General features: G+C 72.1%; 17 protein-coding genes, 1 tRNA gene and 1 other RNA gene. 7 read left to right on the top strand and 12 right to left on the bottom strand.

Going from position 1 to position 19,748, the window contains the following annotated elements; all coding sequences use genetic code 11:
• Positions 1–30 precede the first annotated feature (30 nt).
• Complete coding sequence (locus CyaNS01_RS10865) at positions 31–1,197, bottom strand: PIN/TRAM domain-containing protein (RefSeq protein ID WP_225875648.1); 1,167 nt, start codon at positions 1,195–1,197, stop codon at positions 31–33.
• 82 nt (positions 1,198–1,279) lie between these two features.
• Between CyaNS01_RS10865 and hemW the strand changes: the two genes are divergently transcribed.
• Positions 1,280–2,632 carry a radical SAM family heme chaperone HemW gene (hemW, locus tag CyaNS01_RS10860; RefSeq protein WP_225875647.1) on the top strand — a complete coding sequence of 451 codons (1,353 nt, stop codon included), beginning with the start codon at positions 1,280–1,282 and terminating at the stop codon, positions 2,630–2,632.
• Here hemW and panB read toward each other — a convergent pair.
• Positions 2,520–3,332 carry a 3-methyl-2-oxobutanoate hydroxymethyltransferase gene (gene panB / locus CyaNS01_RS10855; RefSeq protein WP_186700684.1) on the bottom strand — a complete coding sequence of 271 codons (813 nt, stop codon included), beginning with the start codon at positions 3,330–3,332 and terminating at the stop codon, positions 2,520–2,522. The two genes, hemW and panB, sit on opposite strands and share 113 nt — an antisense overlap.
• 50 nt (positions 3,333–3,382) lie before the next feature.
• On the opposite strand from panB, the gene ffs reads away from it, so the two are divergent.
• Positions 3,383–3,479, top strand: an RNA gene (gene ffs / locus CyaNS01_RS10850) — signal recognition particle sRNA small type.
• 131 nt (positions 3,480–3,610) lie between these two features.
• Here ffs and ftsZ read toward each other — a convergent pair.
• The 6 genes from ftsZ to glsA all read right to left on the bottom strand — a co-directional run bounded on the left by ftsZ (position 3,611) and on the right by glsA (position 10,735).
• Positions 3,611–4,723, bottom strand: a complete 1,113-nt coding sequence (gene ftsZ, locus CyaNS01_RS10845) for a cell division protein FtsZ (protein ID WP_225875646.1) — start codon at positions 4,721–4,723, stop codon at positions 3,611–3,613.
• Positions 4,724–4,989: 266 nt separating this feature from the next.
• Positions 4,990–5,805 carry a cell division protein FtsQ/DivIB gene (locus CyaNS01_RS10840; protein WP_186697088.1) on the bottom strand — a complete coding sequence of 272 codons (816 nt, stop codon included), beginning with the start codon at positions 5,803–5,805 and terminating at the stop codon, positions 4,990–4,992.
• On the bottom strand, positions 5,802–6,212 hold the full coding sequence (locus CyaNS01_RS10835) for a hypothetical protein (RefSeq protein ID WP_186697087.1): 411 nt from the start codon (positions 6,210–6,212) through the stop codon (positions 5,802–5,804). The genes CyaNS01_RS10840 and CyaNS01_RS10835 overlap by 4 nt, the downstream gene beginning before the upstream one ends.
• The gene (locus tag CyaNS01_RS10830) at positions 6,209–7,378 is read right to left on the bottom strand and encodes a D-alanine--D-alanine ligase family protein (protein WP_186697086.1); all 1,170 of its coding nucleotides are present in this window, start codon (positions 7,376–7,378) and stop codon (positions 6,209–6,211) included. Before CyaNS01_RS10830 ends, CyaNS01_RS10835 begins: the two co-directional genes overlap by 4 nt.
• A gap of 29 nt (positions 7,379–7,407) precedes the next feature.
• Complete coding sequence (miaB, locus tag CyaNS01_RS10825; RefSeq protein WP_225875645.1) at positions 7,408–8,832, bottom strand: tRNA (N6-isopentenyl adenosine(37)-C2)-methylthiotransferase MiaB; 1,425 nt, start codon at positions 8,830–8,832, stop codon at positions 7,408–7,410.
• A gap of 61 nt (positions 8,833–8,893) precedes the next feature.
• On the bottom strand, positions 8,894–10,735 hold the full coding sequence (glsA, locus tag CyaNS01_RS10820; protein WP_186697085.1) for a glutaminase A: 1,842 nt from the start codon (positions 10,733–10,735) through the stop codon (positions 8,894–8,896).
• Between the two features lie 158 nt (positions 10,736–10,893).
• Here glsA and CyaNS01_RS10815 point away from each other — a divergent pair, with 158 nt between their 5' ends.
• Together CyaNS01_RS10815 and CyaNS01_RS10810 are read left to right on the top strand one after the other, a co-directional pair.
• The gene (locus CyaNS01_RS10815) at positions 10,894–12,027 is read left to right on the top strand and encodes a dipeptide epimerase (protein WP_186700682.1); all 1,134 of its coding nucleotides are present in this window, start codon (positions 10,894–10,896) and stop codon (positions 12,025–12,027) included.
• Positions 12,024–13,139 (top strand): DUF1611 domain-containing protein, encoded by a 1,116-nt coding sequence (locus tag CyaNS01_RS10810; protein ID WP_225875644.1) that lies wholly within the window; start codon positions 12,024–12,026, stop codon positions 13,137–13,139. The genes CyaNS01_RS10815 and CyaNS01_RS10810 overlap by 4 nt, the downstream gene beginning before the upstream one ends.
• 24 nt (positions 13,140–13,163) lie before the next feature.
• On the opposite strand, the gene CyaNS01_RS10805 is transcribed toward CyaNS01_RS10810, so the two are convergent.
• Positions 13,164–13,236, bottom strand: a tRNA-His gene (locus tag CyaNS01_RS10805).
• A 159-nt stretch (positions 13,237–13,395) separates the two neighbouring features.
• Between CyaNS01_RS10805 and CyaNS01_RS10800 the strand changes: the two genes are divergently transcribed.
• Genes CyaNS01_RS10800 through CyaNS01_RS10790 form a run of 3 tightly spaced genes read left to right on the top strand, consistent with a single transcriptional unit; the run spans position 13,396 to position 16,631 of the window.
• Positions 13,396–13,773, top strand: coding sequence for a DUF4359 domain-containing protein (locus CyaNS01_RS10800; RefSeq protein WP_186697084.1), 378 nt, complete (start codon positions 13,396–13,398; stop codon positions 13,771–13,773).
• On the top strand, positions 13,770–15,110 hold the full coding sequence (locus CyaNS01_RS10795) for an amidohydrolase family protein (protein ID WP_186697083.1): 1,341 nt from the start codon (positions 13,770–13,772) through the stop codon (positions 15,108–15,110). Before CyaNS01_RS10800 ends, CyaNS01_RS10795 begins: the two co-directional genes overlap by 4 nt.
• Before the next feature lie 42 nt (positions 15,111–15,152).
• On the top strand, positions 15,153–16,631 hold the full coding sequence (locus CyaNS01_RS10790; protein ID WP_186697082.1) for an FAD-binding oxidoreductase: 1,479 nt from the start codon (positions 15,153–15,155) through the stop codon (positions 16,629–16,631).
• Here CyaNS01_RS10790 and CyaNS01_RS10785 read toward each other — a convergent pair.
• The 3 genes from CyaNS01_RS10785 to CyaNS01_RS10775 all read right to left on the bottom strand — a co-directional run bounded on the left by CyaNS01_RS10785 (position 16,628) and on the right by CyaNS01_RS10775 (position 19,738).
• On the bottom strand, positions 16,628–17,113 hold the full coding sequence (locus CyaNS01_RS10785; protein ID WP_186700680.1) for a pentapeptide repeat-containing protein: 486 nt from the start codon (positions 17,111–17,113) through the stop codon (positions 16,628–16,630). The genes CyaNS01_RS10790 and CyaNS01_RS10785 overlap by 4 nt on opposite strands.
• Positions 17,114–17,280: 167 nt before the next feature.
• Positions 17,281–18,552, bottom strand: coding sequence for a folylpolyglutamate synthase/dihydrofolate synthase family protein (locus CyaNS01_RS10780; RefSeq protein WP_225875643.1), 1,272 nt, complete (start codon positions 18,550–18,552; stop codon positions 17,281–17,283).
• On the bottom strand, positions 18,545–19,738 hold the full coding sequence (locus CyaNS01_RS10775; protein WP_186697081.1) for an aspartate aminotransferase family protein: 1,194 nt from the start codon (positions 19,736–19,738) through the stop codon (positions 18,545–18,547). Before CyaNS01_RS10775 ends, CyaNS01_RS10780 begins: the two co-directional genes overlap by 8 nt.
• Positions 19,739–19,748: the final 10 nt, after the last annotated feature.

The raw sequence follows: 19,748 nt of genomic DNA, 5'->3' as shown, positions 1-19,748 counted from the left end.
CGTTGACCCTGACAGGCACTGGATCGGAGCCTAGCGGGAGGCCCTCGGCTTGCGCTTGCTGGCGGGAGGTGTGGATCGCTCCCCCCCCCGCTCGTTGCCATGGCTGCCCGCCTCGGTGGCGGTGGCATGGAGCACGGGCTCGCGCCGGGCGAAGACGATGCGGCCGGTTGGGTTCTGCAGGGCGCCGGTGACCACCACCGGCAGGCGCTCGCCGATGTTCTCGCGGGCTCCCTCCACCACCACCATGGTGCCGTCATCCAGGTAGCCCACGCCCTGGTCGGCCTCCTTGCCCTCACGGGCGATCTTGAGCTGGAACTCATCGCCGGGCTGCACCTCGGGCCGCAGGGCGATCACCAGCTCACTGAGGTTGAGCACCTTGAGGCTCTTCAGCTCGGCCACCTTGGCCAGGTTGTAGTCGGTGGTGAGCAGGGTGCCGCCGGTGTCGGCGGTGAGGGCCTGCAGCTTGTCGTCCACCCCCTTGCCCTCGTAGCGGGTGCTGTTCACCACCAGGCGGCGCACGTACTGCTCGCGCAGCTCGGTGAGCAGCTTGAGGCCGCGGCGGCCGCGGCCGCGCTTCTCGGCATTGCTGGAATCGGCCAGGGCCTGGAGTTCGTCGATCACGCACTGGGCCACGATCACCTGGCCCTCCAGCACACCGGAGTCGAGCAGGCCGCGCAGGCGCCCATCGATCACCACGCTGGTGTCGAGGATCTTGGCGCTGGCAGGCTGCAGCACCCCTTCGGCCACCAGCAGGGCCTCGGTGCTGCTGGGGTTGAACAGGCGCAGCAGGGTGCGGCCATGCACCTCGGCCAGGTTGTAGCCGGACACGCCGAAAAACACGTTGCTCAGCACCGCTGCTAGGGGCTTCACGAACACCACCTCCCAGGGCAGGGGGAGCAGCAGGATCGGTGCCAGCAGCAGGTTGGCCACCAGCAGGCCGAGAATCAGCCCAACGGCGCGGCTGACCAGCAGGTCGGTGGGCATGCTGCGCACCTGGCGCATCAGGCTGCGGCGCAGCTGGCCGAAGAACACCCCGGCGATCAGCCCGAAGAAGGCCCCGAAGCCGCCCAGCACCGTGCGCAGGCCCTCGGGGTTGTCCACCTCGGCCAGCATCGCCCTGGGCAGCAGGTCCACCCCCAGCCATCCGGCGGCGGCACCGGAGATCATGAACAGGATGAGGATGAGGGAGTCCACCATTGACGCTGTGTGGCGAGCTCCGGGCGATCCAGTGCGCAGCATGGCTGAAACCCGCCGGTTTGGCCTGCGGAGGTAACCGCACTTGATCGCCTCCACACCGTTGGTGCGGCCGCTGGGGTCCGCCGCCCTGCCCCCCCGCAGCGCCTACCTGCACATCCCCTTCTGTCACCGGCGCTGCTTCTACTGCGACTTTCCTGTGGTGCCCCTGGGCGACCGGGCCGGGGCGGCCCAGGGCCAGCCCGGTTCCGCCTCGATTGCGGCCTACCTGGAGCTGTTGCTGCGGGAGATCGCCCTGGCCCCCTGGCCCGTGGGCCCGCCACCGCCGCCACTGTCCACGGTGTATCTGGGCGGCGGCACCCCCTCGCTGCTGGAGCCGCAGCAGGTGGGGGCGCTGCTGGGGGCCCTGGAGCGGCGCTTCGGGCTGGTGCCAGGGGCGGAGATCAGCCTGGAACTGGATCCCGCCAGCTTCGATCGCGCCCGCCTGCTGGCCTACCTGGACGCCGGCGTGAACCGGGTGAGCCTCGGTGGCCAGAGCTTTGACGACACCGTGCTGCAGCAGCTGGGGCGACGCCACAGCGGCCACGACCTGCGCCAGGCCTGCCGCTGGCTGGCCCAGGCCCGGCGCGACGGCGGCCTGGCCAGCTGGAGCCTGGATCTGATCCAGGCGGTGCCCGGCCAGAACCTGGAGGGCTGGCGAGACCAGCTGCGCCAGGCGGTTGCCACGGGCGCTCCCCACCTCTCGGTGTACGACCTCACGATCGAGCCCGGCACCGTGTTCGCGAGGCGCCTGGAGCAGGGCCGGCTGGCCCTGCCCGACGACGATCTGGCCGCCGACCTGATGGAGCTCAGCAGCGCCGCGCTGGGGGCGGCCGGCTATGGCCACTACGAGGTGTCCAACTACGCCCTGGCCGGCCACGCCTCGCGCCATAACCGCGTGTACTGGAGCGGGGCGGGCTGGTGGGGCTTTGGCATGGGGGCCACGGCGGCCCCCTGGGGGGAGCGCCAGGCCAGGCCCCGCACGCGGGAGGCCTACGCCCGCTGGCTGGAGCAGCAGGCCGCGTCGCTGGCTCAGGTCGGGACGCTGGGCCAGGCCGGCGCGTTCCAGGCGGTGGGGATGCCCCTCGATGAGCGCCTGATGGTGGGGTTGCGGCGGCGGGAGGGGGTGCGGCCTGCCCAGCTGCTGCGGGCTGAGGGCTGGCAGGAGCAGAGGATCAGGGCCGAGCTGGGCCAGCTCAGGCAACGGCTGCAGCCCTGGCTGGCCCGGGAGCTGCTGCTGCTGGAAGGGGAGCGCTGGCGGTTGAGTGATCCCCAGGGCCTGGCCCTCAGCAATGCGGTGTTGCGGGAGCTGTGGTGCTGGATGGACGACTCTGGGCTGCAAGCCACAGGCGCAGCGCCTCCAGCGCCAGGGAGCGACCCTGCAGCAGCGGCGGGCTGAAGGGCGGTTGGCTGCCGGTGAGCCCGAGCAGGTCGGCGGTCACCCGCACCTGTCCGTCACAGCTGTCGCCGGCACCGATGCCGATCACGGGGATGGTGAGCGTGTGGCTGAGTTCTGTGGCGGCCTCCGCCGGCACATGCTCCACCACCAGGGCGAAGCAGCCGGCCTGCTCCAGGGCGCGGGCCGCGGTCCGCAGCCGTTCACGGCTGGCGGCATCGGTGGCCTGGCGCCGGTAGCCCGTGCGGTGCACGGACTGGGGCGTCAGCCCCACATGGCCCATCACCGGAATGCCGCTGCGCACCAGCCGGTCGATCACCGCCAGGGTTTCGGGTTCAGCACCTTCCAGCTTCACCGCCGCTGCGGGGCTCTCCTTCAGCACCCGGCCGGCGGCCGCCACGGCGTCATCGGGTTGACACTGATAGCTGAGGAAAGGCAGATCGCAGATGAGCAGGGGTTCATGGCCCGCCGCGCAGGCGCTGGCCATGCCGCGCGCCGTGGCGCGGCAGTGATGCAGCATCTCGTCGAGGGTCACCGGCAGGGTGGTGGGGTGGCCCAGCACCACCATGGCGAGCGAATCGCCCACCAGCACCGCATCGGCTCCCGCTTCGGCCACGAGGGCACCGGAGAGGGCATCCCAGGCGGTGAGCACGGTGATCGGCAGGCCCGCCTGTTTGCGACGGGCCAGATCGGCGGGGCGCACGGGCACGGGGCGCAGGGCGAGAGGGAGGGGGCCATTGCTAGCATCCACACGACTCGGACCCACGCGGCCCAGACGCCCAAACCTGGTCAGGACCGGAAGGCAGCAGCCACACGGGATGCTCAGGGCAGGCGTGGAATCCGGGTCACCCCCTTCGGGCTGCCCATCCGCAGCCGTGCAGCACCGCCAGCGCGGCCATGAATGGATCGGCCGGCGGAGTTCACCACTCACGTCTGATTGGGCTCTCTGTTGGAGCTGCTAAGCGATGGCGGCGGTAGCCCTCAGCTCTCCTGATCACCCGGCCGCGTCTGGCGGTTCAGCAGGAACGGCGGGATCTTGGCGCCGCGCTCTTCGGGTGTGGGAGTGGGGGTGAACGGCGGGCTGGTGGCGAAGCTCACCGCCGGTCGTTCGGGGCGGTAGGTGGTGCCACCTGCGAAGCCGGTGGCGATCACCGTCACATGGATCTCGCCCTCCAGCCGCTCGTCCACGACGGCGCCCACGATGATGTTGGCGTCGGGGTCGACCACGTCATAGATCACCTCCGAGGCCGTGGTCATGTCCTCCAGGGTCATGTCGATGCCGCCGCTGATGTTGATCACGCAGCCCTTGGCGCCATCGATGCGGGCCGACTCCAGCAGCGGGCTGCTCATGGCGGCCTGGGCCGCCTCGCTGGCGCGGCTGCGACCCGAGCCCACGCCGATGCCCAGCAGGGCGGTGCCGGCATCGGCCATCACCGAGCGCACGTCAGCGAAGTCCACGTTCACCAGGCCGGGTTTGGTGATGATGTCGCTGATGCCCTTCACGCCCATGCGCAGCACGTCATCGGCGGCGCGGAAGGCCTCATTGAGGGGAGCGCCGGCGATCTCGTCCCGCAGGCGGTCATTGGGAATCACGATCAGGGTATCGACATGCTCGGCCAGCCGGGCAATGCCCTCCTCGGCCTGGCGCATCCGCTTACGGCCCTCGAATCCGAACGGCTTGGTGACGATGCCCACGGTGAGCGCCCCCACCTCCTTGGCCACTTCCGCCAGGATCGGCGCCGCGCCCGTGCCGGTGCCGCCGCCCATGCCGGCGGCAATGAAGATGAGATCGGCACCCTGGAGCGACTCCTGCAGTTCAGCCCGGGATTCCTCCGCGGCCTTCTGGCCGATCACCGGGTTGCCGCCGGCACCGAGACCACGGGTGAGCTTCTGCCCCAGCTGAGTGCGCTTCTGGGCCGCCGACTGCAACAGCGCCTGGGCATCGGTGTTCAGCACCCTGTAGCCCAGCCCGTGCAGCTCAGAGGCAATCATCCGATTCACGGCGTTGCTGCCGCCACCACCTACACCGATCACCTCGATCCGGGCCGTCTGGCTGGGAACAATGCCGGCGGCATGAGTCGGGGTATGGGTCATCGCGTCGCGGTTGGTGAGGGCACCATTGGCCGTCGGGCTCGCAGGCAGAGTAATCGAATCACCCGTTGGGATCGGCGGCACGGAATTGGGGCCGTCGTCTTGCGCCATGGGGCTGGAATGCCGGTGAGCTGGGCGCATTATGTCCGCAAGTGGCCACCGTGACTTTGTTCGATGGCGACCCTTTGCTCTTTTGCCCACGGAACGGGTGGGCTTATCTCATCGGCCAAGCCGGTTGAAGGCCCGATCAACCTCTGCTGAGCAGAGGCTCAAGGGGAGGCTGGCTTGGCTGTGGGCGCTTTCTTGAGGGCGAGCTCGGGCTGTTCCGGATCAGTGAGGTCGAGAGTTCTGAGTGGTTTGCCCTTGAGCTGAGCTGGGAGGGTCTTGACGAGGTGAGCCAGCACCTCCAGGCGGCGGGGGAGCTGGGCGTCGGCTGGCCCCAGGCGCACCAGCCCCAGGCTGGCGCTTCGCAGCCACAGGCCTCCATCAGGAGCAAAACGGATCTCCAGCAGATCGCTGCCCAGGGCGTCGCGGCGCTCCAGAACCTCAGCCAGCACCGGCCGAAGCCGCGGTTGCCAGCCGCTCACCAGCAGGCCCGAAGCCGCTGCATCGGCCATCAGCGCCCCCTGGCGGCTGTTCATCCAGTAGCCGGAGCGATCCACGAAGCCGGTCTCGTTGCCCTGGGCGGTGCGCCGCCGGGCGCGGGCCACGGCCTGGCGGTCGGTGAGCTGCACCTGCAGCCGCGGCGGTGCCATCAGCCGCGTCACCCGCACCTCCTCCACGGGCAGGGCCTCGGCGAGGGAGGCGGCGACCTGGCTGGGCTCCAGGCTGAGCAGGGTCTGGGGGAAGGTCAGCCCCGCAGCCTCGATCACCTGCTCGGCGCCCACCTGCTTGCTGCCCAGCACCTCCACCTGCTGCGGGTCGCTGAGGGTCCAGCCCTGGCGCAGCAGGGTGTAGCCCAGGCCGCCGGCGAGGCCGAGCAGCACCAGCAGCCGCCAGCCGTTGCGCAGCCGCTCGCGGCGGCGCTCAAGGCGCAGCTGGCGTCTGCGCTCAGCTCCTGGGGGAAGGGGCCTGGACGGACTCACAGCTCGCAGCGGGAACTGGCCATCAGTTCATCCATCCAGCGCCGGGCTCGCTCGGCATCGGCGAAGGGGAGATCCTTCTGGGCGCCGCCCCCCACCAGGCGCAGCCGGCAGGCCCCCTGGGATTCCTCGGTGAGGGGCGCCTCGCCCGATCCGAGCGCCAGCAGTTCCACCAGCTCCAGTTGCTTGATGCTGAAGGAGTCCTGCTCCACCAGGGCGCCGGCATCGAAGGTGCTCCAGCTCAGCACCCCGTCCACCAGCCGGGCGGCACCGCAGCCGTCGAGCTTGGCCAGTTCAGACCCCTCGGCCCAGTCCCGGAACAGCTGTTGCCGCCGCCGCTCCAGCCAGCCCAGGGACGTGAGCAGCACGAAGACGAGCAGCAGGGGCAGCCAGAGCAAGCCGTGAATCATGGGGAGACTCCTTTGAAGCGTCCTGGGGCCGGGTCGGCAGGGGAAGGCCACTCCAGGGCGGCCTGGATCAGTTCATCCACCAGGGTGTCCAGGTCGACGCCCGTGGCCTGCCACAGCATCGGGTACATGCTGAGGCTGGTGAAGCCAGGCAGGGTGTTGATTTCATTGAGCCAGAGGCCGCCACCCGCCGTCTCGCTCCCCGCCTCGCCCTCAGCCTTGCTCCCCACCTCGCCCTCGGCGTAGAAGAAATCGACCCGGGCCAGCCCCGAGGCGTTCAGGGCCTCGCAGGCCTGCACGGCCATGCTGCGGGCCCGCTCCGCCACCGCCTCCGGCACCGGTGCGGGGATCAGGGTGCGGCTCCTGCCATCGCTGTACTTGGTCTCGTAGTCGTACCAGTCGGCGTCGAAGCGGATTTCCCCCAGCACCGAGGCACTGAAGGGCCTGGGGCCGCCGCCGCGCACGGCGCACTCCAGCTCCCGGGCGGTGACGCCCTGCTCCACCACCACCCGCGGATCGAGGTCGGCGGCATCGCGCAGGCCCTCAAGCAGCGAGGGCCGATCCCTGGCCTTGCTGATGCCCACGGAGGAGCCCAGGTTGGCGGGCTTCACGAAGCAGGGGTAACTGAGCTGGGCCTCCAGCCGATCCAGCACGGCCTCGGCATCGCTCTGGACTTCGGCGGCGCTCACGGCGGCATAGGGCACCTGAGGAAGTCCTGAGGCGGCAAAGGCGGCCTTCATGGCCAGCTTGTCCATGCCCACGGCCGAACCGAGCACCCCGGAGCCCACGAACGGCACCTGCATGAGGGCGAACAAGCCCTGGATCGTGCCGTCCTCGCCGTTGGGGCCGTGCAGCACCGGGAACCACACCTGCACCGCCAGGGCTGCATCGGGAAAGCCCTGGAAGCCGGAGCGTTCCGTGCCGGGAGCGAGCTGGGTCGCGTTCGCCGGAGTGCCCTGGGCCAGCACCCGGTCGGCCAGTTCCGGACCCCACCAGCGGCCGCGCTGGTCGATGTAGAAACAGCTCAGGGCGTAGCGGGCGGCATTGGCTTCAGCCCGCAGGGCGGCGGCCACCGTGGCGGCCGAGCGGATGGAGATGGCGTGCTCGCCGGAAGCCCCGCCGAAGATCAGGCCCACATGGATCCGGCCTTGGCTTGGGGCAGGGGTCATCGCGGCGGGCAGCCATCCCGGGCTGTAACTCAGGCCAGTGTGCCGCTCAGCGAGAAGGCCCGCACCTCCTCGATGCGCACGTTCACCAGATCGCCGGCCTGCACGGCCGGAGCCCCTGAGCCAGGGCCGGCCCCGGCCGGCTGATCAGCGCTGAAGAAGGTGAGCCGGTTGGTGCGGGTGCGGCCCATCCACTGACTGGCCTGGCGGGGGTTGGGGCCCTCCACCAGCACCTGCTCGAGGCGGCCCTGATAGCGGGCGCTGCGCCGCCGTGCCGTGCGCTCCACCAGGGCATTGAGCTCCTGCAGACGCTCCACCTTCACGGTCTCGCTGAGCTGATCAGGCCAGTCAGCGGCAGGGGTGTTGGGGCGTGGCGAGTAGGCGGCGGTGTTCACCTGATCGAAGCCGATCTCCTCGATCAGGGCCAGGGTGCGGCGGAACTGGGCCTCGGATTCGCCTGGAAACGCCACGATCACATCGGCGCTGATCGCCGCATCGGGCATGCGCTCACGGATGCGGCTGAGGATGCGGCGGTAGCGCTCCACCGTGTAGCCCCGGGCCATCGCCTTCAGCACGGCGTCATCGCCGCTCTGGAAGGGGATATGGAAATGCTCACACACCTTCGGCAGGGCGGCGCAGGCATCGATCAGCCGCTCGGTGAAGTAGCGGGGGTGGCTGGTGGCAAAGCGGATCCGCTCCAGGCCCTCCACGTCGTGGACGTGGTGCAGCAGGTCGGTGAGGGTGTGCTGGCGGCGGCCCTCGGGGGTGATGCCGGGCAGGTCGCGGCCATAGGCATCGATGTTCTGCCCGAGCAGGGTGATCTCGCGGAAGCCCCGCGCCGCCAGCCCCTCCATCTCGAGGCGGATGGCCTCGGGCCGGCGGCTCTGCTCCTGGCCGCGCACCGAGGGCACCACGCAGTAGGTGCAGCGTTCGTTGCAGCCGTAGATCACGTTCACCCAGGCGCACACGGCGCTGTCGCGGCGGGCGGTGGTGATGTCCTCAAGGATGTGGTGCTCGCCGGTGGCCACCACCTGCTGGCCCTGCTCCACCTGGGCCAGCAGGGTGTCGAGCCGGTTGGCGTGCTGGGGGCCCATCACCAGATCGAGCTCAGGCACGCGCCGCAGCAGCGCCTCACCCTCCTGCTGAGCCACACAGCCCGCCACCACCAGGGTGAGGTGGGGGTTGAGGCGCTTGCGCTGGGCCTGGCGGCCCAGGTAGCTGTACACCTTCTGCTCGGCGTTGTCGCGGATGGTGCAGGTGTTGTAGAGCACCAGATCGGCGCTGAGCTCGGCGCTGGCCTGGCGGTAGCCCAGGGTCTCGAGGATTCCGGCCATGCGCTCGGAATCCGCCTTGTTCATCTGGCAGCCGAAGGTGGTGATCCAGTAGCTGCCCGGGCCCGGCCCCGCGGGGCTCTGGGCAGCTGGTGGCGCCAGTTGGAGGGAGTGGGTTGCCGTCATTGCACCATTTTCCCGCATGGCGGCCGGGGCCGCCTTTAACCCATGGCGGCCGGGGCCGGCTTCAGCCCTCCTCCAGCAGCACCAGCTCCTGGTTGGTGCGCTCGAGCTTGCAGGCCAGCTCGCCGTGGAGCAACCGCATCAGCTGGATCAGCACGGCGGGATGCTGCAGCTCCAGCTGCTCGAGGCCCGCGCGGCCCAGCACCAGGCAGCTTCCGGGGGCCTCGGCCAGCACATCGGCACTGCCCTCGCCGCTGCCCAGGAAGGCCACTTCCCCGAACCAGCAGCCGGCGCCGAAGCTGGCGAGACGATCCTGGCGCCCGTCGGAGCCCACGGCGTTCAGCACGCTGAAGCGGCCCGATTCGATCAGAAACAGATCGCTGCCGGGGCCCCCGCCACGGCAGGCCAGCTCTCCGGCCTGGAACCTCCGCCGCTGCAGCAGGGGCTCGAGCAGCTTGCGACTCGCTTGTGGCAAGCGCTCCAGCAGCCCCGGCCGCTGCTCCAGGGGTGGAGCGGCCGGAGCGGGCCGCTCCGCCAGCAGCAGCTCCTCGGCGTGCTCCAAGGCCTCATCCAGGCTGCTGAAGGTCTGCAGCCAGGGGATTGGCGTCGGCACGCCCAGGCCTTCTGGCCACAGCGCCTCCCCGTGCCTGCCCATGCAGAGCAACACGGTGCTGTGCCGGGGGCCGAGGCTGCCGAGCTGCTGCCGCATCAACCTGGCGCCCACGGCGGGCAGGCTGCTGACCCTGGTCAGGTCGAGCACCAGCACGGACCCCGCCTTGGCCTGGCGGTCGATCTCCGCCAGGAGCTCCTCGCCGGCGGCGAAATCGAGCACCCCCTGCACCTCCAGCAGCTTCAGCCGGGCGCCCTGGCGATCGAGCCAGTCGCGCTCCCCCTGCTGGCGCCAGCGGCGCGAATGGCGCCGGCAGCCGTCGCTGCTGGAGCGCAGGCAGCGCCCCGCCGGGGCTGGCTGGTTGAACAGGTGCAGATCCAGCTGCCGAGACAACCACTCACACACCGCAACGCCTCGAACGGAGTTGCCCAGACTGTCCAGGGGCGGGGAGTACACCGCCAGCCCAAGACGGCCGGGCACCACGGCCAGCAGGCCGCCGGCCACGCCGCTCTTGGCCGGCATGCCCACATCGTGCAGCCACTGGCCGGCGTAGTTGTACATGCCGCAGCTGCCCATCACGGCCAGCACGTTGGTGGTGGTCTGCGGCTCGATCACGCTGACGCCGGTGCGGGGATGGCGGCCCTGGCAGGCGAGGGTGGCGGCCATGCTGGCCAGATCGAGGCAGCTCACCGACACGGCGCACTGCCGGAAGTACAGCTGCAGGCTGGGCTCAGGGTCGCTGCCGATGATCCCGAACTGGCGCAGCAGGTGGCCGATGGCGCGGTTGCGGTGGCCGCTGTCCCGCTCGGAGCGGAACACCGCCTCATCCACCGTCAGGGGCCGGCCGGCCAGGCTGGAATAGAAGTCGAGCAGCAGGCCCGCGGCATGGTCCGGGGCCTGGGCCATCACCTGGGCCGTGGTGGCGATTGCGCCGGCATTGATCATCGGGTTGCGCGGCCGGCCTGACGCCCCATCCAGGCTGATGGCGTTGAAGGCATCCCCCGAGGGCTCCACCCCCACCGTCTGCAGCAGCTGGCCCGCCGGCAGCAGTTTCAGGGCCAGGGCGTAGGTGAATGGCTTGGAGATCGACTGAATCGTGAAGCACTCAGCGGCGTCTCCGACGCTGTACACATGGCCGCTGGTGGTGGCCAGGGCAATGCCGAAATGGTCGGGGTTGGCCTTGGCCAGCTCCGGGATGTAGCGGGCCGGCTGGCCATCCTTCAGGTCTGAGAAGCGGGCGTGGGCCTCGTTGAGAATCTCCTGGATCGCTGTGGCGTTGACGCTGGACGGGGCCATCGCGAGGCTGCGGGGAGGGGGCCGATGCCGGGGCCGGCCGACGCCTGGAGTCTGGAGCCCCGCCCAGCCCCAGCCCCCCGCTGGCCCGCAGGCCCTTCGGTGCGACCGACCCCGTGCCAGCGTGGTTTCAACGCCGCACCCGCCAGGGGCCCGAACCGATGCGCTGCCGCCTGCGCCCGTTCCGCCTCACCAAGGCCGTGCCCCTGGCGATCAGCCGTGGCAGCACCAGCGCGGTGGAGCATCTGCTGGTGGAGGTGAGTCACGAGGGCCTCACGGGCCTGGGGGAAACCGGCGGTTTCGACACCGGCCATCGCCACTACGACACCGCCGCCGTCGCCGCCGAACTGGAGGCCCTGGCCCCGCATCTGCAGGGGGCCTCACCCCTGGGGTCGCAGAGCCTGGAACCGCTGCTGGCGCAGCTCTCGCCCCCCGCCCGCTGTGGCCTCGATCTGGCCCTGCACGACTGGCGGGGCAAGCGCCTCGGGCAGCCCCTCTGGCGGCTCTGGGGCCTGGATCCAGGCGCCTGTGTCGCCACCAGCGTCACCCTGGGGCTGGGCACGCCCTCGGCGGTGCTGGCGCGGCTCGAGCGCTGGTGGCAGCAGCTGCCCGCCAGCCGCATCAAGCTCAAGCTGGGCAGCCCGGAGGGCCTCGATCACGACCGCGCCCTGCTGCAGGCGGTGGCGGAGGCCCTGGAGCGCAAACGGCAGCAGGCTGGCGCGGCCTGTGAGCTGCAGGTGGATGCCAACGGGGGCTGGAGCCTGGAGGACGCCCTGCGCCTGCTGCCTGAGCTCCAGGCCCATGGGGTGGTGCTCCTGGAGCAGCCGCTGGCGCCGCAGCTTGACCCGACGCGCGACAGGGCCGGCTTCGCGGCCCTGCATCCCCACTGCCCCCTGCCCCTGGTGGCCGATGAGAGCTGCTGGAACCTCGAGGATCTGCTGCGGCTGGCCCCCCACACCGATGGGGTCAACATCAAGCTGCTCAAGAGCGGCGGACTCACGGAGGCCCTGCTGATGGCCCAGACGGCGCGGCGTCTGGGGCTGGGGGTGATGCTGGGCTGCTACTCCGACGGCGCCCTGCTGAACGGCGCCGCGGCCCAGCTGCTGCCGCTGGTGCGCTGGCCCGATCTCGACAGCCACCTCAACCTGGTGGACGACCCCTTCACGGGCCTGGACTGCCAGGGCGATCAGCTGCTGCTGCCCGGTGAGCCGGGCCTGGGGATCGGTGTGGCGGAGGCCTGGCCCGGGCTGGTGCCCAGGGCGGCTGCGGGGCTGGCGCCGGAGGGGCTGCCGTGAGAGCCGAGCCGCCAGGGGGGGGCGCCCGCACCTGCCTGCAGGCCCAGGATCCGGTGGTGCTGCTGCTCCACGACGGCCTCGACAACCTCTCCGGCAAGACCGGCCTGGCGATGCTGCGCTACCGGCCCGGGCCGCTGCTGGCCGTGGTGGATCCGGCCCATGCCGGCCGCAGCCTGAAGGAGGTGACCGGCATCGATCGCGCCGTGCCGGTGCTGGAGAGCGTGGCGGCAGCCCTGCCCCTGGGGCCGGCGGTGGCGGTGGTGGGACTGGCGCCCTCCGGGGGGCTGCTGCCGCCGGCGCTGCGGGCCGACCTGGCGACGGCCCTGGGGGCGGGCTGGTCGGTGGCCAGTGGCCTGCACAGCCGCATCGGCGACGACCCCGGCTTGGCGGCCCTGCTGGCGCCTGGGGCCTGGATCTGGGACCTGCGTCAGGAGCCCTCCGGGCTGGCGGTGGCGTCGGCGCGGGCGGCCGATCTGCCCTGCCGGCGCCTGCTGGCCGTGGGCAGCGACATGGCCGTGGGCAAGATGAGCGCCTGCCTGGAGCTGCTGGCGGAAGCCCGGCGGCGCGGCCGCGCGGCGCGCTTCGTGGGCACCGGCCAGGCCGGCATCCTGATCGCCGGTGGCGGTGTGCCCCTGGACGCTGTGCGGGTGGACTATGCCGCCGGTGCCGTGGAGGCCGCCGTGCTCGAGGCGGGCGCTGGCCTCGGCCGGGACGGTCTGCTGCTGGTGGAGGGGCAGGGCTCTCTCTGCCACCCGGGCTCCACCGCCACCCTGCCGCTGCTGCGGGGCAGTCAGCCCACCGAGCTGCTGCTGGTGCACCGGGCCGGGCAGCGCCACATCAAGGGTCTGCCCCACCTGGTGATCCCGCCGCTGCAGGAGCTGATCGCCGTGGTGGAGGGCCTGGCGGCCCTCGGCCGTGCCGACGGCCTGCGGCCCAGGGTGCGGGCGGTGGCCCTCAACACCATGCAGCTGGCGGAGCAGGAGGCCGTTGCGGCCACCGCCCGCACGGCGGAGCAGCTGGGGCTTGCCTGCGCCGATCCCGTACGCCAGGGCGCCGGGATGCTTCTGGAGGCCCTGGATGGGTCAGCCGGGGCTGATCTCCTGGCCTCCTGACGGCCCCCTGAGCGGGGATGGAAGGGCGAGCGAGGGGATTCGAACCCCCGAATGGCGGCGCCACAAGCCGCTGCCTTAACCACTTGGCGACGCCCGCCATGGCCTGGGCCAATGTACCAAGTCGTGCGCTGGCGTCCGGGGCTGGCCCGGGGCTCCGGTCCTGCGCTGAACGCCTCCTCCTGGTGCCAGGCTGGCAGCACTTCCGGCCTCCTCCGCCCTGCCTGACCCGCGCAGCTCCGCCTGGTGTGCACCCCTGGTGGGAGGCGCCGTCCTGCTCGCTGGGGCCGGGGGGATGCTGGCCTGGACCAACCCCGGCCCTGCCGAGTTCGCCGACTTCGCCGCGGGCCGGTTGGTGGAGGAGATCTCCAGCCGGGTGTGTGAGAGCAGCACGCTCCCCTCGGTGCTGGGCCTGGCGGTGGCCGACTGCGCCGCCCTGGTGGCCTCCCAGCGCACCTCCTTGGGCGCGGTGGTGCAGCGACAGACCCGCCGCACCAATTTCGGGGTGCTGAGCGTGTATCACAGCCAGCTGGGTGGTCAGCAGGTGCTGCGCTGGCGGGTGCCCCGCTTCGAGGCCACCGTTGTGGGTGTGGCAGGACGGTTCGTGATCGTGCAGGCGCGGGAGCCTGGTTCATGAGCGCCCATCCACCCGGCGCCACCCCCGCCAGCGCCCTCGGGAGCAGGGCGGGCCGTCTGGAGTTGCGCCTGCCCAGGGCCCTGCTGGAGGCGCGGCAGTCGGATCTCGCTCCGGTGGATGCCGAGGGCCTGGTGGCCGTGGAGCTCAGCTGGCAGGAGGGACGGATCACCGGTCTGCGCCCCCTGGGGCCGGAAGCCGCTGCCGAGTCGCTGCCCCTGGCCCTGCCCCCCCTGGTGGAGCCCCACGCCCATCTCGACAAGGCCTTTTCGGCCCCGCGCTTCCCCAACTGGGACGGCACCATGGCCGGCGCCCTGGCCCAGAACCAGAGGGAGTACGGCGAGCGCAGCGAGGCCCAGGTGCTGGAGCGGGCCGAGCGCGCCCTGCAGCTGGCCTGGCGCCAGGGGGTTCGGGCCCTGCGCAGCCATGTGGACAGCGTCGGTCCAGGGGCCGTGGCGAGCTGGGAGGCCCTGCTCGAGATCCGTCGCCGCTGGGCCGGCCGGGTGGAGCTGCAGCTGGTGGCCCTGACGCCCCTGCTGCACTGGCTCACCCCCCAGGGCGAGGAGCTGGCCCGCTGGGTGGCCGAGCGGGGTGGCCTGCTCGGCGGGGTGCTCGGCCCGCCCTACGGCGCCAGCCTCTCCGACCGCGAGGCCCTGGCGGCCCTGCTGGCCCTGGCCGAGCGCCATGGGGCGGCGGTGGATCTGCACGTGGACGAGGCCGACACCCAGCCCGCCCGGGGGGTGGAGCTGGTGGTGCGCCTGGCCCTGGAGCAGCGCTGCGAGGTGCCGATCGTCTGCAGCCATGCCGCCAGCCTGGCCCTGCTGTCGGATCGCCGCGCCGACCGGCTGGCGGAGCGGCTGGCCCAGGCCGGCATCGGCGTGGTGGCCCTGCCGCTCACCAACCTCTGGCTGCTGGGCCGGCGCCCTGGCCGCACGCCGGACCGACGGGTGCAGGCCCCGATCGCCACGCTGCAGCGGGCCGGCGTGCGGGTGGCGATCGGGGCCGACAACGTGCAGGATCCCTGGTTCCCAGGCGGTGACTTCGATCCGATCGAGCTGCTGCGCCTGGCGGCCATCACCAGCCACGTGGTGCCCAGCCGCCGCCAGGGCCTGGCGCCCTTCAGCACCGCGGCCGCCGCTTTGCTGGGGCTGGAGTGGGATGGGGTGCTGCGGACCGGCGCCCCGGCCGACCTGGTGGTGCTGGCGGCGCGCAGCTGGGGCGAGCTGCTGGCCCGCAGCCCCCAGCGCCGGGTGCTGCGGGCCGGGGTGTGGCTGGAGCCGCCACCGATGGAGCAGCCCTCCCCTCTGCTCCGCGCAGTGGGGCCAACGCCGCGCCAATGATGGTGAGCTCGGGGCCTGTGGGCTCCCCTGGGTTGCGCTGCGATGGCCTCACCTCCCCCCGCTGCTGGATCGGCTCTCTGCCTGGAGGGGCTGCCGCCGAGGCCGGATCCGGCCGTGATCGCCCAGTTGGCAGAGGAGCTCGCTGGTGAGCTGGCCCCAGAGCAGGCCCCAGACCAGGCCGCTGCTGGTGCTGGCCTGGAGCTGGTGGGGGAGGGGCAGCCGGCGGAGCTCCAGCGCCTGTCGCGGGATTTTTTCGACTACTCCCCCCTGCTGGTGCCGGTGTTCCAGGCTCAGCGGGCCCAGCTCGCTGTAAGGGCCTCGACGGTGGAGCAGGTGCGGGCCGTGGCAGCCGGCTGCGCCCGGCTGGAGGTGCCTCTCACCGTGCGGGGGGCCGGCACCGGCAATTACGGCCAGTGCGTGCCGCTGGCCGGTGGCGTGGTGCTGGAGCTGATGGGGCTGAATCGCCTGCGCAGCCTGGATCCCCGCAGCGGCGTGATCGAGGTGGAGGCGGGCCTGGTGATGGCGACCCTCGAGCAGCAGCTGGCTCCCCATGGCCGGGCCCTGCGGCTCCAGCCCAGCACCGCCCGCAGCGCCAGCATCGGCGGCTTCGTGGCGGGGGGATCCGGCGGGATCGGCTCGCTGCGCTGGGGCTTCCTGCGGGATCCGGGCAACCTGCTGGGTCTGGAGGTGGTCACGGTGGAGCCTGAACCGCGGCTGCTGCGGCTGGATGCGACGGCCAGCCAGCCGCTCAACCATGCCTATGGCACCAACGGCATCCTCACGGCCCTGCGGCTGCCCACCACCGAGGCCGTGGCCTGGCAGCAGCTGGTGGTGGGCTTCGAGTCCTGGCAGCAGGCCGTGGCGGCGGCGTCCGCTCTGGCCGGCACCGCCCTGCTGCTCCAGGCCATCACCCTGCTGGAGGCACCGATTGCGGCCCGCTCCCCCTGGCCGGCGGGCTGCCCGGCCGCGGCGCCCGGCGAACACCGGCTGCTGCTGCTGGCCGCGCCCGACAGCCTGGAGCTGCTGCCGGGCTGGCTGCAGGCCAGGGGCGGCTGCCTGCGCTGGCAGGCCCCCCAGGGGGAGAGCCGGGGCCTGCCCCTGCGCGAGCTCAGCTGGAACCACACCACCCTGCACTGGCGTGCCCAGCAGCAGGGCTGGACCTACCTGCAGATGCTGCTGCCCCAGCCGGAAGCCCCCTGCCTGGCGGCCCTCAGCGAGCGCTGGGGCGACGACCTGCTCTGGCATCTGGAGGCGGTGCGCCAGCAGGGATGCGCCCGCCTGGCGGCCCTGCCCCTGCTGCGCTGGCAGGGGGAAGCTCCCCTGGCGGCCCTGATGCAGCAGGCGCGCCAGCAGGGGGCGGTGATCTTCAACCCCCATGCGATCACGGTGGAGGACGGCGGCCTGGGCGCCATCGACGCCGACCAGGTGGCCGCCAAGGCGGCCTATGACCCGGGCGGCCTGCTCAACCCCGGCAAGCTCAGGGGCTGGCTGGAGCGTCAGCGCCAGCAGCCCCAGCCCTAGCAGCCCAGGCTGAGCCGGGTGTCGGCGCCGGTCACGGGGTGGGTGCCCTCGGCGTCGCGGCAAAGCAGGCGCTGGTCGACCCGGTCGAGCAGGGCGCCGCTGAAGTCGGCATCGGTCACCGTGGCGCCGCTGAAATTGCTGCCGGCGGCGATCACGTCGCTGAGGTTGGCGCCACTGAAATCGGCGCCGCTGAAGTCCACCTTGTCCATCAGCACGCCACTGAGGTCGGCCCCGGCGAAGCTGGCCTCGGGGAAGGCGGCCTGGGTGAGGATGGCGCCATGCAGGTTGGCGCCGGAGAAGTCGGCCTGGCGGCCGGAGGCCCCCGCAAAGGAGGTGTTGGCCAGGTCCTGGCCGCTGAAGTCCTTGCCGCTCTGGTTGGTGAGGGTGTAGTCCACTCCGGAGAATTCCGCTGCTGCTGGACCTGCCCCGGCGGTGAGTCCGCCGGCCAGCAGGCCCAGCATCAGGCCGAGCCCCAGGGCCATGCGCAGCAACGGCCGCCGCCGCCGCCATGGCTGCAGCAGCTGGTGGCAACGGCTCAGCACCTGGCTCAGCCCCTGGTCCCAAAGCCCTGCCGGTGAAATGGTGCGGAGGCGGGGGGCCATGGCGAGCGGGGCGGTGGTCTTCACTCTGGGCCCACGGGGCGCTGCCGTCAGCCTGGCGCTGCCGCGCTGGCGAGCAGGTGGCCCAGCAGGTAGAGGGATCCCGCCACCAGCACCGGCCCCCGGCCCTGCCGGGCGGCGGCCCGCAGCGCGGTGGGCAGGTCTGGGGCGCTGTGCAGCCGGGCGGCCTGGCCTGGGCCCAGACCGCCCAGCAGTGCGCTCTGGCGCCACGAGGCATGGCCGGGCACCGGCACGATCCAGGCCTGATCCCCAGGGCCGAGCAGGGCCTGGAGGATCTCGGCCCCCTGCTTGTTGGCCAGCATTCCCAGCACCCAGCGGCGGGCACCGGGGGGCAGGCCGTGGCGCCGGCCGTGCTGATCGAGCTCTGCCCTCAGTCGCTGGGCCGCCGGCGCGTTGTGGGCGCCGTCGATCAGCAGCGGCAGGCCCTGCCACTGGAGCCGCTGCAACCGCCCCGGCCAGCGGGCCGCGGCAAAGCCCTCCCGGATCGCCTGCTCGGGCAGATCCCAGCCCTGGCGCCCCAGGGCCTGCAGCATGCCCAGGGCCACGGCGGCATTGAGCTGCTGCACCTGCCCCGGCAGCCCCAGCGTCCAGGTGTTGTCATCCAGGGGGGTCACCCACCTCAGGCGCACGCCCAGCCGGGCCGCCTGCTGCCGCAGCACCGCTTCCACCGCCGGCATCTGGGGGCCGCTGACGGCTTCCACCCCCGCCCCCAGGGCGCCTGCCTTCTCCAGGGCGATGCTGGCCGCATCCGGGCCCAGCACCTCCAGGTGATCGAGGCCGATGCTGGCGAAGCCCACCACGCGCCGATCCGGATGGCAGCTGGTGGCATCGAGCCGGCCCCCCAGGCCCACCTCCAGCACCACCAGCTCCAGATCCGCCTCGGCGAAGGCCAGGAAGGCGGCGGCCGTCACCAGTTCGAAGGGGGTGAGCCGGTGGCGTTCGGCCACGGGCCGCGCCGCCTGCAGCTGGGCCCGCAGCTGCAGCTCCGAGATCGGTGCGCCGCCGAGCTGGATGCGCTCGGTCCAGCTGCTCAGGTGGGGCGAGGTGTAGAGGCCGGCGCGGATGCCGGCGGCGAGCAGGGCGGCATGCACGAGGGTGCAGATCGACCCCTTGCCATTGGTGCCCGCCACCTGAACCGCGGCGAAGCGGCGCTCTGGGTGGCCGAGCTCCGCCAGGGCAGCCTGCAGGCGCTCCAGGCCGAGCTCCACGCCCCGGTGGCTGAAGGGCTGGATCAGGTCGGCGAACGGATCGGAGCTGGGCAGGGTCCCGGCGGACCCGGCTCGAGGGATGACGTCAGGCAAGGCTGAGCAGGGCCCGCTCCAGCAGCGCCACGGCCTGGTGCAGCTCCCGGGGGCGGATGGTGAGGGGGGGTACAAAGCGCACGACCGTCGGTCCGGCCGGCACCACAAGCAGCCCCTGGGCCAGGGCCGCCTTCACCAGCTCCGGAGCGCTGGGCCCTGCCCCGCTGAGCACCAGTCCCTGCAGCAGGCCCCAGCCGCGTACGCCGGTGAGCTGGTGTGGGTGGCGCTGCACCAGGGCGGAGAGTTCCTGGCACAGCAGCGCTTCCATCGCCTGCACGTGCTGGAGCAGCTGCCGCCGCTCGATTTCGGCCAGCACCGTGAGAGCGGCCCGGCAGGCGAAGGGATTGCCCCCGAAGGTGCTGGCGTGATCGCCCGGGCGGAAGTGATCCACGGCCCGTTTCACGGCCAGGGCACCGATGGGGATGCCGCCTCCCAGACCCTTGGCCAGGGTGATCGCATCGGGCTCCACCCCCAGGCGCTCGTAGCCCCAGAGGCGGCCGCTGCGGCCCACGCCGATCTGCACCTCATCGAAGATCAGCAGGATCTGATGGGCGTCGCAGAGCTGGCGCACCCTCTGGAAGAAGGCCCGCTCGCCAGGGTGCACGCCCCCTTCCCCCTGCAGGGGCTCCAGCAGCACGGCCGCCACCTGTGGTCCCTCGGCCTCGGAGGCCTCGAGCAGGGCTTCGAAGGCGGCGGTGTCGTTGTAGGGGAAGTAGCGGAAGCCCTGCACCATGGGGGTGAACCCCTGGTGGTATTTCGGCTGGCCCGTGGCCGTCACGGTGGCCAGGGTGCGGCCGTGAAAACTGGCTTCCGCCGTGAGGATCAGCGGCGGCCGCTCCACCGTGCCCACCAGGCCCCGGACCACCTGGGCGTGCTTGCGGGCCAGCTTGATGGCGGCCTCGTTGGCCTCGGCGCCGGAGTTGCAGAAGAAGACGCGATCGAAGCAGCTGCGGGCCGTGATCGTGGCAGCGAGCTGCTCCTGTTCTGGAATCCGGTAGAGGTTGGACACGTGCTGCAGCCGGCCCAGCTGGCGGGTCAGGGCCCGCCGCAGACGGCCGTTGCTGTGGCCCAGGCTGCACACCGCGATGCCGGCGACGCAATCGAGATAGCGCCGGCCCTCGCTGTCCCACACCCACACGCCGCGGCCGCGGCAGAGGCTCACCGGCAGGCGGGGGTAGGTTTGCATCAACGGCGAC

It is taken from the genome of Cyanobium sp. NS01, assembly GCF_014280235.1.
Lineage (GTDB): Bacteria > Cyanobacteriota > Cyanobacteriia > PCC-6307 > Cyanobiaceae > NIES-981.
This window is presented reverse-complemented; position numbering and strand designations above follow the sequence as displayed.

What these genes read in the sequence shown, in the direction of transcription:
- CyaNS01_RS10815 (WP_186700682.1), top strand. Translation starts at nt 10,894, where the DNA reads ATGCGCTGCCGCCTGCGCCCGTTCCGCCTCACCAAGGCCGTGCCCCTG.
- CyaNS01_RS10865 (WP_225875648.1), bottom strand. Translation starts at nt 1,197, where the DNA reads ATGGTGGACTCCCTCATCCTCATCCTGTTCATGATCTCCGGTGCCGCC.
- miaB (WP_225875645.1), bottom strand. Translation starts at nt 8,832, where the DNA reads ATGACGGCAACCCACTCCCTCCAACTGGCGCCACCAGCTGCCCAGAGC.
- CyaNS01_RS10795 (WP_186697083.1), top strand. Translation starts at nt 13,770, where the DNA reads ATGAGCGCCCATCCACCCGGCGCCACCCCCGCCAGCGCCCTCGGGAGC.
- CyaNS01_RS10790 (WP_186697082.1), top strand. Translation starts at nt 15,153, where the DNA reads ATGGCCTCACCTCCCCCCGCTGCTGGATCGGCTCTCTGCCTGGAGGGG.
- CyaNS01_RS10775 (WP_186697081.1), bottom strand. Translation starts at nt 19,738, where the DNA reads ATGCAAACCTACCCCCGCCTGCCGGTGAGCCTCTGCCGCGGCCGCGGC.
- CyaNS01_RS10785 (WP_186700680.1), bottom strand. Translation starts at nt 17,113, where the DNA reads ATGGCCCTGGGGCTCGGCCTGATGCTGGGCCTGCTGGCCGGCGGACTC.
- glsA (WP_186697085.1), bottom strand. Translation starts at nt 10,735, where the DNA reads ATGGCCCCGTCCAGCGTCAACGCCACAGCGATCCAGGAGATTCTCAAC.
- CyaNS01_RS10830 (WP_186697086.1), bottom strand. Translation starts at nt 7,378, where the DNA reads ATGACCCCTGCCCCAAGCCAAGGCCGGATCCATGTGGGCCTGATCTTC.
- CyaNS01_RS10835 (WP_186697087.1), bottom strand. Translation starts at nt 6,212, where the DNA reads ATGATTCACGGCTTGCTCTGGCTGCCCCTGCTGCTCGTCTTCGTGCTG.
- ftsZ (WP_225875646.1), bottom strand. Translation starts at nt 4,723, where the DNA reads ATGACCCATACCCCGACTCATGCCGCCGGCATTGTTCCCAGCCAGACG.